General features: G+C 72.8%; 13 protein-coding genes. 6 read left to right on the forward strand and 7 right to left on the reverse strand.

Going from position 1 to position 14021, the window contains the following annotated elements; genetic code table 11:
* The first annotated feature begins 170 nt into the window (after positions 1-170).
* Positions 171-1781 (forward strand): FAD-dependent oxidoreductase, encoded by a 1611-nt coding sequence (locus tag H181DRAFT_RS00415; protein ID WP_045862129.1) that lies wholly within the window; start codon positions 171-173, stop codon positions 1779-1781.
* A gap of 23 nt (positions 1782-1804) precedes the next feature.
* Here H181DRAFT_RS00415 and H181DRAFT_RS00420 read toward each other — a convergent pair whose 3' ends face one another.
* The gene (locus tag H181DRAFT_RS00420; protein ID WP_045862130.1) at positions 1805-3283 is read right to left on the reverse strand and encodes an MFS transporter; all 1479 of its coding nucleotides are present in this window, start codon (positions 3281-3283) and stop codon (positions 1805-1807) included.
* A 640-nt stretch (positions 3284-3923) separates the two neighbouring features.
* On the opposite strand from H181DRAFT_RS00420, the gene H181DRAFT_RS00425 reads away from it, so the two are divergent.
* Both H181DRAFT_RS00425 and H181DRAFT_RS00430 read left to right on the forward strand, forming a co-directional pair.
* Positions 3924-5744, forward strand: coding sequence for a glycoside hydrolase family 43 protein (locus tag H181DRAFT_RS00425; RefSeq protein ID WP_052708384.1), 1821 nt, complete (start codon positions 3924-3926; stop codon positions 5742-5744).
* 138 nt (positions 5745-5882) lie between these two features.
* Positions 5883-6545 carry a dienelactone hydrolase family protein gene (locus H181DRAFT_RS00430; RefSeq protein ID WP_045862131.1) on the forward strand — a complete coding sequence of 221 codons (663 nt, stop codon included), beginning with the start codon at positions 5883-5885 and terminating at the stop codon, positions 6543-6545.
* Between the two features lie 56 nt (positions 6546-6601).
* On the opposite strand, the gene H181DRAFT_RS29690 is transcribed toward H181DRAFT_RS00430, so the two are convergent.
* Positions 6602-7015: an SRPBCC family protein gene (locus tag H181DRAFT_RS29690; RefSeq protein ID WP_045862132.1), complete on the reverse strand. Its 414-nt coding sequence runs from the start codon at positions 7013-7015 to the stop codon at positions 6602-6604.
* Positions 7012-7653 (reverse strand): CGNR zinc finger domain-containing protein, encoded by a 642-nt coding sequence (locus H181DRAFT_RS29695; RefSeq protein ID WP_045862133.1) that lies wholly within the window; start codon positions 7651-7653, stop codon positions 7012-7014. The genes H181DRAFT_RS29690 and H181DRAFT_RS29695 overlap by 4 nt, the downstream gene beginning before the upstream one ends.
* 124 nt (positions 7654-7777) lie before the next feature.
* Here H181DRAFT_RS29695 and H181DRAFT_RS00445 point away from each other — a divergent pair, with 124 nt between their 5' ends.
* From H181DRAFT_RS00445 to H181DRAFT_RS00455, 3 genes are all read left to right on the forward strand, one after another.
* On the forward strand, positions 7778-8227 hold the full coding sequence (locus tag H181DRAFT_RS00445) for a VOC family protein (RefSeq protein WP_045862134.1): 450 nt from the start codon (positions 7778-7780) through the stop codon (positions 8225-8227).
* Between the two features lie 119 nt (positions 8228-8346).
* Positions 8347-9351 (forward strand): LacI family DNA-binding transcriptional regulator, encoded by a 1005-nt coding sequence (locus tag H181DRAFT_RS00450; protein ID WP_052708385.1) that lies wholly within the window; start codon positions 8347-8349, stop codon positions 9349-9351.
* Between the two features lie 175 nt (positions 9352-9526).
* The gene (locus tag H181DRAFT_RS00455) at positions 9527-10297 is read left to right on the forward strand and encodes an SDR family NAD(P)-dependent oxidoreductase (RefSeq protein ID WP_045862136.1); all 771 of its coding nucleotides are present in this window, start codon (positions 9527-9529) and stop codon (positions 10295-10297) included.
* Positions 10298-10354: 57 nt separating this feature from the next.
* Here H181DRAFT_RS00455 and H181DRAFT_RS00460 read toward each other — a convergent pair whose 3' ends face one another.
* From H181DRAFT_RS00460 to H181DRAFT_RS00475, 4 genes are read right to left on the reverse strand one after another with little or no spacing between them, the layout of a single operon-like run.
* The gene (locus H181DRAFT_RS00460; protein ID WP_045862137.1) at positions 10355-10786 is read right to left on the reverse strand and encodes a protein-tyrosine phosphatase family protein; all 432 of its coding nucleotides are present in this window, start codon (positions 10784-10786) and stop codon (positions 10355-10357) included.
* 42 nt (positions 10787-10828) lie between these two features.
* Positions 10829-11731: a carbohydrate ABC transporter permease gene (locus H181DRAFT_RS00465; protein ID WP_078895390.1), complete on the reverse strand. Its 903-nt coding sequence runs from the start codon at positions 11729-11731 to the stop codon at positions 10829-10831.
* Positions 11728-12693, reverse strand: a complete 966-nt coding sequence (locus H181DRAFT_RS00470; protein WP_078895391.1) for a carbohydrate ABC transporter permease — start codon at positions 12691-12693, stop codon at positions 11728-11730. The genes H181DRAFT_RS00465 and H181DRAFT_RS00470 overlap by 4 nt, the downstream gene beginning before the upstream one ends.
* Before the next feature lie 23 nt (positions 12694-12716).
* Positions 12717-14018, reverse strand: coding sequence for an extracellular solute-binding protein (locus H181DRAFT_RS00475; RefSeq protein ID WP_045862138.1), 1302 nt, complete (start codon positions 14016-14018; stop codon positions 12717-12719).
* Between the last annotated feature and the right edge of the window lie 3 nt (positions 14019-14021).

A 14021-nucleotide genomic window follows, 5' to 3' on the forward strand; every position in this document is an offset into this window, starting at 1 on the left:
GCCGGCGCCCGCTCCCCCGCCCCTGAGATCGGCACCCTTGAGGCGGCGTTGCCAGGGCAGGGATGCACCCGGCCGGCCCCTTCAGGTCCGGCGGTGACCAGCACGATCCGCGCGCCGCACCCCGCGGGGACGGCGCGCGGGCACAGCCACGGAAAGAGAACACGCAAGCCATGCCTGAGATTCGAGCGGACCTCGTCGTCGCCGGCGGAAGCCTCGGCGGGGTCGCCGCGGCGCTCGCCGCATGCCGCCTCGGACGGCGCGTCGTCCTGACGGAGGAGACCGACTGGCTGGGCGGCCAGCTCACCTCCCAGGCGGTGCCGCCGGACGAGCACCCCTGGATCGAGAAGTTCGGCTGCACGGCGTCCTACCGGCAGCTGCGCGAGGACATCCGCGCGTACTACCGCACGTGGTATCCGCTCACGGAGCAGGCCAGGGGCTGGAAGGCGCTCAACCCCGGAGCGGGCCGCGTCAGCAGGCTCTGCCACGAGCCCAGGGCCGCGCTGTCGGTGATCGAGGCGCGTCTCGCGCCGCATGTCGCCGCGGGACGGCTGACGGTGCTGCTCCGCCACCGCGTCAGCGGCGCCGAGACGGACGGGGACCGCGTCCGCTCCCTGGAGGTGCGCGGGCCCGGCGGTGAGACCGCCGTCCTGACCGCCCCGTTCTTCCTCGACGCCACCGACCACGGCGACATGCTCCCCGCGGCGGGAGCCGAGTACGTCGTCGGAGCCGAGAGCGCGGACGAGCACGGTGAGGCGCACGCCCCCGCCACCGCCGCCCCCGGCAACGTCCAGAGCTTCACCGTCACCTTCGCCCTCTCCCACCACGAGGGGGAGGACCACACCATCGACCGTCCGGACGGCTACGCCGCCTGGCGCGCGTACGAGCCGGACTTCTGGACGGGGCCGCTGCTGAGCTTCACCGCCCCTGTGCCGAGCACCCTCGAGCCGCGGGAGCGGTGGCTGGAGCCCAACCCGCCGGACGAGCCGATCGCGCAGCTCGCCGACCCGGCTCGCGACCACGGCGACAGCGAACTGTGGATGTTCCGCCGCATCCTCGCCCGCGGCCTGCACACGCCGGGCGCCGTCCCCTCCGACATCACGCTGGTCAACTGGCCGATGAACGACTACTGGCTGGGACCGATCGTCGACGTCGACGAGGAGACCGCCGCGGAACACCTGCGCCAGGCCCGCCAGTTGAGCCTGTCGCTCCTCCACTGGCTGCAGACCGAGGCCCCGCGGGCCGACGGCGGCACCGGCTTCCCCGGCCTGCGGCTGCGTCCGGACGTGACGGGGACGCCGGACGGCCTGGCCAAGGCGCCGTACGTACGGGAGTCGCGGCGGATCAGGGCGCTGCACACCGTCACGGAGAACGACGTCTCCCTCGACGTGGCCGGTCCGCACGGCAGCACGCGCCACGCCGACTCGGTGGGCATCGGCTCGTACCGCATCGACCTGCACCCGTCCACGGGTGGCGACAACTACATCGACATCCCGAGCGTGCCGTTCCAGATCCCGCTGGGGTCCCTCGTCCCCGTCCGCGTACGCAATCTGCTGCCCGCCTGCAAGAACCTGGGCGCCACGCACATCTCCAACGGCTGCCTGCGGCTCCATCCGGTGGAGTGGAACATCGGGGAGGCCGCCTCGCTGCTCGCCGTCTTCTGCCTGGAGCGCGGCGCCGAGCCCCAGCAGGTGCACGCGGACGAGGTGCTGGGTGCGGAGTTCTGCCGGCTGCTGGAGCGGCAGGGGATCGAGCGCGCCTGGCCCGAAGTGCGGGGTTACTGACCGGCCGGGGGACGGGCGGGCTCTCAGCCTTTCGCGCTCTGCGCGGACAGCGGGCTGGCGATGTCCTCCAGGGAGCGGCGTTCGGCGGGTACAGCGAGGAACGCCGCCACCAGTCCCGCCAGGCACATGAGTGCCGCGCCGATCCGGAAGGCCAGCGCCGTCTCCGACAGCACGCCGCCCTCGGTGAGTTCCGCGAAGAGGAGGGGGCCGCTGATGCCTCCGGCGGCCGTCCCCACCGCGTAGAAGAACGCGATCGCCATGGCGCGCGTCTCCAGGGGGAAGACCTCGCTGACCGTCAGATACGCCGAACTGGCCCCTGCCGAGGCGAAGAAGAGCACGACCGTCCAGCACGCCGTGAGGGTGTAGGCCGTCAGATGGCCCCCGTCGAAGAGCCATGCCGTGCCGAACAGCAGGATCCCGGAGAGCAGATACGTACCGGAGATCATGATGCGCCGCCCCACGGTGTCGAAGAGCGTGCCGAGCAGCAGCGGGCCGAGGAAGTTGCCGACGGCGATGACGGCGAAGTAGTAGCCGGTGGAGCCCGTGGGCACCTTGAAGAACGTGGTGAGGATCGTGGCGAACCCGAAGGTGATGGCGTTGTAGAGGAACGCCTGGCCGATGAAGAGCGAGAAGCCGAGCACGGAGCGCTTGCGGTAGCGGGTGAGGACGGTCCGCGCGATGACGCCGAAGCCGGTGCTCTTGCGCTGCCGGATCGTGATCTCGCCCGCCGGGGGCGGCAGCCGGCGGCCGTGATGCGAGGCGACGGTGCGTTCCTCGGCGTCGCGGACGATGTGCTCGGCCTCGTCGCCGCGGCCGTGGATGAACAGCCACCGGGGGCTCTCCGGCACGTGCCGTCTCACCAGCAGGATGACGAGGCCGAGGACGACGCCGACGGCGAAGGTCAGGCGCCAGCCCAGGTCCTTGGGGAAGATGTCGGTGTCCAGCATGAAGATGGACAGCAGTGCTCCCGCGGAGGCCCCGAACCAGTAGCTGCCGTTGATGACGAGGTCGACGCGTCCGCGGTAGCGGGAGGGGATCAGCTCGTCGATCGCCGAGTTGATCGCCGCGTACTCCCCTCCGATCCCGAAGCCCGTCAGGAAGCGGAAGGCGAAGAACCACCAGCTGGAGAAGGCCAGTCCGGTCAGCGCGGTGGCCGTGAGGTAGACGCCCAGGGTGATCAGGAAGAGGTTCTTGCGCCCGTAGCGGTCGGTCAGCCATCCGAAGAACAGAGCGCCCGAGCAGGCGCCCGCGACGTAGAGGGCTGCGGCGATGCCGGTCACCTCGGCGGCGGTGACGGCCAGCCCGCTGCCCGTCTCCGACAGCCTGCTGGCGATGCTGCCCACGACGGTGACTTCCATCCCGTCCAGGATCCAGACGGTGCCCAGCCCCACGACGATCATCCAGTGCCACTCCGACCAGGGCAGCCGGTCCAGACGGGCCGGGACCGCGGTGGTGACCGTGCCGGTGGGGGACGTTCCGTCTGCGCTCTCACGCTCCGACATCGCACTCTCCAGACAGCGGACGGCACTGCGGCTCGTGGAGCCCGTGGCCGCCGCGGGTGACGGGGAGCCAAATATGCCTTCGGAGGGCGGGCGAACCGGGCATCTCCTCCCCCGGCGCGCGGGCTTCCTCTCACACCGGAGCTCAACCGGTGGCCGAGCCCCGGCGCCGGGCCCGTTTGGAGATGACGGGGCGCGCATGGTGGGGTGCTGCTCACGAACCGTTGGTGGCCCGCCGGCGGGCGTACACACGTACAGCCGCCTCACGGGGCACCCGGCAAGCACCACAGAAAGGAGCCGGCATGTCATCGAAGCGGCGCCGCAAGAAGAAGGCACGTCGCAAGAACGCGGCCAACCACGGCAGGCGGCCCCAGTCCTGAGGACGGGCCCCGGCCCGGCGGCCTGAGTGCCCGGCCGCCTCCCGCAGCCGTCCACCGCTTCCGCAGCGGTGGACGGCTGCGGTGTTTCTCCACCCCTCCGTACCCGCGCGGGGCCCCGGCGCGGTTCCGCCCGGGTGTGCGGAACGGACGGGATTCCACGGTCTTTGTCACGGTGGCGAGCAGTCCCCGCACCTGCCTTTACAACGTTGTACTCACGGCTATAGAACGAGCGTGCCGCTGTGAGGACCCGGGGAGGGCCAGTGATGTCAAGCAGTGCCGGTGCACGCATCCGCCGCACACTCGCAGGATCGGCTCTGCTGATCCCGCTCGCGTTCGTGCCGCCCCCGTACGGTTCGGCCGCTTCCGCCGACGCCAGGTCAGACGGCCCCGGAGCGCGGTCACTCACCTACCGCAACCCGGTCTCGAGCGGTTTCGCGGACACCTTCGCCGACCCCGCGGTCGTACGCGGCAAGGACGGCTACTGGTACGCGTTCGGCACCACCGATCCGCTCCGCAGCGGCGAGGGCGAGCCGCACTCGCTGCCCGTCGCCCGCTCGGCCGACCTCGTCGACTGGTCCTACGTCGGCGACGCCCTCGACGAGGACAACGCCCCCGACTGGGCCGACGAGAAGAACGACGCCGCCTACTGGGCGCCGGACATCAGCTACCACGACGGCCGCTACTGGCTCTACTACGTCGTCACCCAGACCGACGCCACCGGCGAGAAGGACGACAGCGCCATCGGCGTCGCCACCGCGTCCCACCCGGCGGGCCCGTGGAAGTCGCACGACGAGCCCGTCGTCGAACCCAGGCGCGGCGACGGGGACGAGGACGACTTCCTGTGGACGTTCGACCCCGCCCACATCGTCGACACGGACGGCCGCCGCTACCTCTACTACGGCTCGTACTACGGCGGCATCGAGGTGACCGAGCTGTCGGCCGACGGCAGGCGGGCGGTGGGGAAGCCGACGAAGGTCGCCACCGACAACAGGTTCGAGGGCGGCTACGTCGTCCGGCGCGGCGGCTGGTGGTTCCTGTTCGCCTCCTCCGGTGACTGCTGCGCCGGGCCGACGACCGGGTACTCGGTCTTCGTCGGGCGGTCCAAGTCCGTGCGCGGGCCGTTCAAGGACCGCGAAGGCGTCGCCCTGACGGCCTCCCGTACGGGCGGGAGCATCGCCCTCACCCCCAACGGCAACCGCTGGGTGGGCACGGGGCACAACGCCGTCGTGAAGGACCTGGCCGGACAGGACTGGATGCTCTACCACGCCATCGACCGGTCCGACCCGTACCTCGACGAGCCGTACGGCATCAACCGCCGCCCCATGCTCATCGACCGGCTGGACTGGGTGGACGGCTGGCCCGCCGTGCGCGGAGGCAAGGGCGCCTCCGAGGGACGGCAGCTCGCCCCCGTCACCGGTCCCCCGGGCCACGCGGCCGGCACCCGGCCCGGGGCGGAGCGGCACGCACCGGCAACGCCGGGCAGGCTCGACGCGTCCCGCAGCGACGAGTTCGACGGCGAGCGGCCCCGCCCGGGCTGGCAGTGGGTGCGTGATCCCGCGGGGCGGGTGGAGAAGGGGCAGTACGTCTGGCCCACGCAGGACGCCGACCTGCACAAGGACGACAACACGGCCTCCGTCATGCTGCGAAAGGCCCCCGAGGGGGACTTCACGGTCGAGACGAAGCTCGGCATCGACCTGGGCGAGGAGAAGGAGCGCAACTTCCAGCAGGGCGGGCTGATCGCGTACGTCGGCGACGACAGGTACCTGCGCCTGTCCCACGCGGCCATCTGGAACACCCGGCAGACCGAGTACGGCAAGGAGCAGCCCTACGAGGGCGACATCTCCTACGGCTCGACGTCCGTGGGGCCGCCCGCCGCGACCACGTGGCTGCGGCTGAGGCACACCAGGGACCGTCGCGGCGGCGAACGGCGCGTACAGGCGTTCACCAGCCGCGACGGCCGGACGTGGATCGCGGGCGGAACGTGGACGCTGCCCGGCGGCAGCGAGCTGCGGACGGGCCTGGTCTCCATGGGCGGCGAGGGCGCCACCGCGGAGTTCGACTACTTCCGCGTCTACCGGCACTGAGCCCCGGCGCCTCCGCCCGCACCGGGCGCGGAGCCCGCTTCCGCGAGGAGCCCTCGGCGCGGGTCCCGCCCCATGCATACGACCCCGGGACCACGGCTACCTGGGAGGAGGACGGACAGCCAGCCGGAAGGGGAACCTGTGACGGTCTCGGAAGCAGTCTCGGTCTCCGCGCCGGGCAGCGTGGAACTCGCGGGCGACCTGGAGGTACCGCCGTCGGCCCGCGGTGTCGTCCTCTTCGCGCACGGCAGCGGCAGCTCGCGGCACAGCCCCAGGAACAGGGCGGTCGCCGAGGCGCTGCGCCGGAACGGATGGGCCACGCTGCTGATGGACCTCCTCACCGAGGGCGAGGAGCAGTCCGATGCGGTGAGCGGTGAGTTCCGTTTCGATGTCGCCCTGCTGGGCGAGCGCACCGCCACCGCAGTCGACTGGCTCGCGAAGTACCCGGCGACAGACGCGCTGCCGGTGCACCTCTTCGGTGCCAGCACGGGCGCCGCGGCCGCTCTCGTGGCCGCGGCGGAGCGCCCGGACCGCGTGGTCTCCGTCGTCTCGCGCGGCGGGCGCCCGGACCTGGCGGGGGACGCCCTCGGACGGGTCCGCGTGCCGGTGCTGCTGCTGGTGGGCGGCCGGGACGAGCACGTACTGGAGCTGAACCGAAAGGCCGCGGAGGAGCTCCCGGAGACGCACCGCGTCCAGGTCGTGCCCGGGGCGACCCATCTGTTCGAGGAGCCGGGCGCGTTGGAGCAGGTCGCGGCGGCCGCGCGGGACTGGTTCCTCCGGGCCGCCGACGCCGGCCCGGGGTGAACCGTCCTCACGTTCTCCTCCGGCGCCGGGTGCGGCGCGGGCCGGGTGCCCCGTGGTCAGGCCGCGGGGGTGAGCGCGTCCGTGACGCGCTCCATCACCGCTCTCCAGTGGTGCCGCTGCCGTTCGCGCTCCCGCGCGTCGGCGAGCCGCTCCTGGTGGAACTGGAGCACGGACCTGCTCCCCCGCGCCTGGATGGTGAACTGGACGGTGCTCTCGCCGCCCTCCGGCGGACGGTGCGTCAGGCGGAGGCGGACGCCCGGCCGGCAGCCGCGCACCTCGCCGGCGGTGCCGTCGGCGAGGGTGTACCGGGCGCCTCTGCGCAGCTCGACGGCGGGGCCCTCGCCGAGCCAGGCCGCCTGCCCTTCCGGGCCGGTCAGGTAGTCCCACACCGCTTCGGGCGGCACGGGCAAGGTCCTGGAGACGCCGATCTCGTAGCCGGCGTCCTTCGTGAGCCCCGTGGGTCGGGTCATCGCCCTGGCTCCTTCCTGTCGTCGCTCTCGCGTGCGTCGTCCCTCTCGCGCCGGGCGCGCAGGGCCCGGACCTTGTGGCGGTTCCCGCAGCGCTCCATCGCGCACCAGCGCCGGCGGCCGGGGCGCGAGACGTCCACGAAGACGAGACGGCAGTCGGGCGCTCCGCACTCGCGCACCCGGGAGGCGAACGGGCCCGTGAACAGCTCCACCGCATCGCGGGCGACGGCCGAGAGGGCCTGCCTGCCGGCGACGGGCGGCTGCCAGCCGCGGACCGCTCCGTCCTCCTCCATCCGCGGGACGGGCGGAGGGTGGGACGCGGCGCGGTTCACCTCCGCCGTGTGGCGGGCCTCTCGCCTCTGCCCGTGCGCGGCGGCCCGTGCCAGTCCCCAGAGGGCGTCGCGGAGCCGGTGCGCGGCCGCCAGTTCGCTGCCGGTCACCCGGACGTCCTCCCGGGCCAGGCCGAGACGTGACCTCGCCAGCCATCCGGCCAGGTCGCCGGGGGTGTGGAGTACCTCGAAGGCGGCGAGGTCGCCCGGGCCGCCCGTGGTGAGGAACTCAAGGCACAGCGCTCCCGGGTCGAAGACGTATCGGGTGCCGTCGGGCGAGCGCATGACCAGCCCTGTTGCCTCGGCATTCATGTAACCACTATAAGTGGTTTCGGCGGGACGGAGGCCGCAGGGAAGCCACCCGGCCGCACGTCATCACCCCTGACCTGCCCTTCACCCCCGCCGCGCGAAGCTCTCCCCACCCCTGGAGGACCCCATGGCCGTGGACTGGAAACTCGTCGTCGACTGCTCCGACCCGCTGCAGCTCGCCCGGTTCTGGGCCCTCGCCCTGGGCTACGAGGTGGAGGACAACAGCGCGCTCATCGACCGGCTCCTCGAAGCCGGCGCCGTCGGCGAGAGCGACTACACCGTGGTCGACGGGCGGAAGGTCTGGCGTCTGCTGGCCGCCGTGCGCCACCCGGACGATCCGGTCGACGCCGCCAGCGGTACGGGCCTGGGCAGGCGCCTCCTCTTCCAGGCCGTCCCGGAGGCGAAGCAGGGCAAGAACCGCCTCCACGTCGATCTGCACGTCGGCCCCGGACAGCGCGACGCGGAGGTGCGCCGCCTGACCGAGATCGGGGCGAAGGTGCTGCACAGGGTCGAGGCGCAGGGCGGCAGCCACGTGACCATGGCCGACCCCGAAGGCAACGAGTTCGACGTCCAGTGAGCGGCCCCCGGCCCGGCCTCTCCCCGCACCGCGGACGCGCCGCCGGGCTCGGGCGTCCCGCGGGCCCGCCGGTCCACGATTCGCCCGGCATGGATCAAGTCCAGGAAGGCTGAGGGCTGTTGCCGAGCCGCGCCACCATCTACGACGTCGCAGCGGAAGCGGGCGTGAGCATCTCCACGGTCTCGCTGGCGCTCAACAACCCTGCCCGCGTGAGCGCCAGGACCCGCGAGCGCGTCCTGACCGCCGCGGACGCCCTCGGCTACACGCCCAAGACCGAGGCCGTGGTCAAGGCACGCAAGGGCGTCGGCCGCATCGGGGTGCTCGCGCCCTTCACCTCCTATCCGTCCGCGGCCCGGCGGCTGAACGGCGTGCTGCACGAGGCAGCCGGGCGGCCGCTGGAAGTCGTCGTCTTCGACCAGGAGTCGGCCGCACGCAGCGCCTCCCCTCTGCTCGCGAGCCTGCCGCTGACCGGACAGCTGGACGGGCTCCTCGTGGTCAGCCTGCCGCTGGAGGAGTCCGCGGCCGGGCGGCTGCGGACGCAGGGATTGCCGGCCGTCCTGGTCGACGTGCGCCACCCTGGCTTCGACTCCGTCCACACGGACGACTCCTCCGGTGGCCGCCTGGTGGCGGAGCACCTGGCCGGGCGGGGCCACAGGGACTTCGGGTTCGTCGGCGAGAGGCAGCAGTCCGACGACCGCCTCTCCCCCACCCGCCAACGGCTGTCCGGGTTCCGCGCGGCCCTGACCGAGGCCGGATGCCCGCTCGACGACACCCACCTGCGGTTCGCGGAGCACAGCCTGGAGGCTTCCGCCGCCGCGGCTGCCTCGCTGCTGTCCGGCGGGCAGCGCCCCACGGCGATCTTCGCCGCTGACGACACCCTTGCCGCGGGCGTCGTCAGGGCGGCACAGCGCCTCGGCTTGGCGGTGCCCGGTGACGTGGCCGTGGCCGGGTTCGACGACAGCGAACTCGCCGAAGCCCTGGACCTGACGACGGTCCGCCAGCCTCTCGAGGAGTCCGGCAGGGCCGCGCTGGAACTGCTGCGCAAGCGGATGTCCGGCGAGGGCGCGGCAGCGGTGCGGGAGGTCGCGCTCCGGCTGGAGCTGGTGCAGCGCGGCTCGGCCTGAGGCTCCCGTCCAGGGCGGCATGCGGAGTCCCCACGCAGCGCGGGGACGTGCCCCTCTCCGTTTCCCGAACAGGTGAGCATCTGTCGAAGTGCTTCGACAGATGCCGTTGACATTGCTCGCGGGCGGAGGGAAGGGTGGTCGCACCGGGAGGACGCGAAGCGAGGAGGGCGGATCCATGCGCGACGTCTACGTGGTGACCGGCGCGGGCCGCGGCATCGGCCGGGCCCTCACCGAGCGGCTGCTCTCCGATTCCCACTCGGTGATCGCGGTCGACGTGGACGCGGCAGCCCTCCAGTGGGTCCGGGAGCACCCCTCCGCGGACCGCGCCGTCGCGGTGGCCGGCAGCGCTGACGACCCCGCGGTGACCGAGCGGGCCGCGGACCTCGCGCAGAGCGCCGGAACGCTGAAGGGCTGGGTGAACAACGCCGCCGTCTTCCGGGACGCCTCGCTCCACGACACCCCGGCGTCCGCCGTCCTCGGCCTGATCGCGGGCAGCCTCGACCCGGCAGTCGCCGGATGCGCGACGGCCCTCCGCCGGTTCCTCGCCGACGGCACACCCGGCAGCATCGTCAACGTCACCTCGCACCAGGCCACTCGGGCCGTCCCCGGCTGCACGCCCTACGTCACCGCCAAGGCAGCCGTGGAGGGGCTGACGCGGGCGCTGGCCGTCGAGTACGGGCCGTACGGGATTCGCGTCAACGCGGTCGCTCCCGGCTCCGTCGCCACGGAGCGCTACACCGAACTGCTCGCCGAGGCCGACCCGGCCGTGGCGGCGCGCATCGAGGACGAGATGCGCGCGCTGCACCCGCTGGGCCGGGTGGGGCGTCCCGAGGAGACGGCAGCGGCCATCGCGCATCTGCTCTCCCCCGACGCCGGGTTCATCACCGGCGCGACGGTGCCGGTCGACGGGGGACGGACCGTCCTGGGGCGCGACCCGGACTGGTGACCGGCCTGAGCGTCCCGTCGCCCGCGGGAGCCTGCCCTGCTGGCGGCGGCCGCTCCCTCAGTCGGTGAAGCGCAGCACCCAGCGGCGCTGCCAGGGGGTCTCCACCGCTCGCGGGTCGTAGTGCCGGCGTACGAACGCGACCGCTTCGGCGGGCGGCACACCGTCCAGGACGGCGAGGGCGGCCAGCGCCGTGCCGGTACGCCCCCGTCCGCCGCCGCATGCGACCTCGACGCGCTCGTACGCGGCCCGCGACCAGGCCTCGCAGAGCAGCGCCTGGGCCTGGGTGCGGGAACTGGGCACGCGGAAGTCCGGCCAGCGCAACCACCGTGAGTCCCAGGGGACTTCGGGCGGCTGCTTGCCGAGCAGGAACACGGAGAAGGCGGGCTGCGGGCCGGACGGCAGCGGCCTGCGCAGTCCGCGCCCGCGCACGGAGCGCCCGGAAGGCAGCCGGAGCACGCCGGGGGCGTCCGTCTCCCAGGTCTCGGTCATCCGCGCAGACTACCGGCGGCTCTCACGCCGCCGCCACGGCCGTCACGTCTTGACGGCACCCGCCGTGAGCGCTCCGACGATGTGCCGCTGGAGCACGACGAAGAGCACCACCACCGGCGCTACCGCCAGCATGCTTCCCGCTGCCAGGTACTGGGTGGTGGTCTCGCCGCTCGTGGACTGGAGGTTGACCACGCCGACCGAGACGGGGGCCAGTTCCGGCGCGTCCACGAGGATGAACGGCAGCACGAACTGCGACCAGGTCGTCACCCCGGCGAGGATGGCGGCCGAGGCGATGCCCGGCTTGGCCGCCGGCAGCACGAGCAGCACCAGCGCCCGCAGGCGGGAGCAGCCGTCGACGCGGCCGGCCTCGTCGAGTTCGGTGGGGACGGTGTCGAAGTAGTTCTTCAGGAACCACGTCAGGAACGGCGCCGAGATCGCGATGTAGACCAGTACGAGACCCACGTAGTCGTTGACCAGCCCGAGCGTGACGAAGACCCGGTAGACCGGCACCGCGATGATCAGCGGGGAGAGCAGCTGCGCCGCGAGCACCGCGCGCGAGTACGCGCGGCGGCCGCGGGTGCGTGCCCGGAAGCGGGAGAGCGCGTAGGCCGCGGGGACGCCCAGCAGTAGGGCCCCGCTCACGCTCGCGGCCACCAGGATCAGGGAGTTGACGAGGTAGCGCCCGATCGGCGTGGTCTCCAGCACGTGGGCGTAGTTGCCCCACTGCGGGGTGCCCGGCAGCAGCGAGGGCGGGGACTCCAGCACCTCCGGACCGGTCTTCAGCGACAGCGACGCCACCCACACCAGAGGGAAGGCGAAGAGGCACACCAGCACGGACATGGCCGCGTAGTGCGCGGCGTCGCCGAACCGGCGGCGCGCGCGGGCGCGGGCGGCCCCGGGACGGGCCGCCGCCGGAGCGGGACGGGGCTCGGGACGCGGAGTCATATCTCCCTCTCCTGACGCTCGATCAGCCGCACGTACAGGCCGATCACGACGATGTTGACGGCCATGAGGACGACGGCCATGGCCGCGCCCCTGCCCAGGTTCAGCTGGCGGAAGATCTGGTCGTAGACGTCCAGGGCGAGGACCTGCGTGGCCGTGCCCGGCCCGCCGCCGGTCAGCGAGAGGACCATGTCGAAGCTGTTGAAGGTCTCCACGGTGGCCAGGACCAGGTTCATGGTGAGGATCGGCAGGATCATCGGCAGCGTGACCCGGAAGAGCGTCTGCACCGGCGAGGCGCCGTCGATGCGGGCCGCCTCGTGGACCTGCTGCGGGACGGTCTTGATCCCCGCGTAGCAGAGGATCATCGAAAGGGCCGTGCCGCGCCAGATGTTGGCGACGGTGACCGAGATCAGGGCGTTGTCCGGGTCGGACAGGAACGGGGTGTCGCCGGAGAGGCCCAGCAGGGACAGCCCGTGGTTGAGCACCCCGGAGCTGGTCTCCTGGTAGAGGAGGCTCCAGATCACGCCGATGATCACCCCGGGGATGGCCCATGCCGTCAGGACGACGGCACGGGTGGCGACGACGCCGCGCAGGCCGCGCTTCTCCGCGCTGTCGATCAGCAGCGCCACGGCCAGGCCCAGGAGCAGCTGGAAGACGACGCTGGCCAGGACGAAGAGAAAGGTGATCTGCAGGGTGTGCCGGAAGTCGGTGCCCCGGAGCAGCGAGGCGTAGGTGTCCGCGGTGATCTCGTAGGGCTCACCGGAGACGAGACTGGCGTCGGTGAAGCTGAGGCGGACGACCTCGAAGACGGGGTAGACGAGCACGAGCAGCAGCACCGTGCCCAGGGGCAGCAGCCACGGCCAGGGCGAACCGGAGACGGCTCCTCGGGACGCACCCGGCCGCCGGAAGGTCCCGCGCCCCGGATCCGGCCTCTTACGGGGAACCGCGTCGGTGGTGGCGGTCATCGCTTCTTCCTCCCTTGTGCGGCTCATCCCACGAGCCGTCCGAGAGCCTGGTCGAGGGCCTCCGCGGCACCCGTGGTGCCCGAAGCGACGCTGGACAGGGCGATCTGCATGGTGTGGGAGACGTCCTGGTACTTGCGGTCCGAGGGCCGGGCCCGGCCGTAGCGGATGATGTGGTCGCGGAAGACGGGCGTGAACGGGTCCTGCTCGTACTCCGCGCGCCGGTAGGTGCTCCGGCGCGGCGGGAGGTAGCCGCCCAGCGAGCACCAGGCGGCCATGCCGCGGTCGCCGACGTAGGCGGAGTTCACCCAGTCGAGGCCGGCGGCGATCTTCTTCTCGTCGTCGGTGAACGCGGCCCACATCCAGCCGCCGGTGGCGCTGACGTGGCGGTCTCCGCCGAGGGTCGGCATGGGCGCGACGCCCCAGCGGCGGAAGAAGTCCTCGTCCTTCATCAGCCCGTCCAGCGCTGCCGCCTGCCAGCTGCCGCCCAGGAACATGGCGACCCGTCCCGCCACGATGTCGGGGTTCTCGTCGTCCTCCTGGTCGTATCCCGCGACCCGCCTCGGCGTGACGCCCTCCTCGACGGTGCGCTGCACCGCCCGCAGGCAGGCGAGCATCGCGTCGTAGCCCTTGCCGGAGGTGAACGCGGGCTCGCCCCGCCGGTCGAAGAGCTCGGCGCCCCGGCTCCAGTACGCGGGCCACAGCGTCGTGGTGACCGCTCCCTCGCTGCGCCCCGCCGGGTAGAGGACCGAATAGCCGCGCCGCGCCAGGGACTTGGCGCTCCGGGTCATCTCCTCCCAGTCCGCGGGAGGGGACTTCACCAGGTCGCGGCGGTAGTACAGCACGCGCACGTCGGAGGTGAACTGCAGACCGCGCACGTCGCCCGGCCGGGGTTCCATCTCCCTGCGCATGGTGGGGAACCAGTCCGCCGTCTCCAGCCCGAGCCGCTTCAGGTGCGGCCCGATCGGCCGGGCGTAGCGGGCGACGCGGCCGAAGATGTAGGAGTCGACCTGGGCGATGTCGGGCGCCCGGCCCTGTGATGCCTGCAGCAGGAGCTTGGCCATGGCCGCCGACGTGTCGTTGCTGCTGACCAGCGGGTCGACGCCGTACGGCGATCGCCCGCGGTGGGCGGCGAGCCGCCGTTCGAGGTAGGCGGCGCGGCGGGGGTCGGGGGCCTGCAGGGAGTAGGGCGGTATGGCCTGCCAGGCCACCGTGCGCGGGCCGCTTCCCGACGGGGCGCAGGCGGGCGCCAGCGCCAGCGCTGCTGCGGCCCCGCCTGCTCGCAGCAGGCCGCGGCGGCTGACGGTGACGGACGGCGGGTGTCGCATCGT

The organism is Streptomyces sp. WMMB 714 (assembly GCF_900090125.1).
In the GTDB taxonomy this organism is placed as follows: Bacteria; Actinomycetota; Actinomycetes; order Streptomycetales; family Streptomycetaceae; genus Streptomyces; species Streptomyces daqingensis.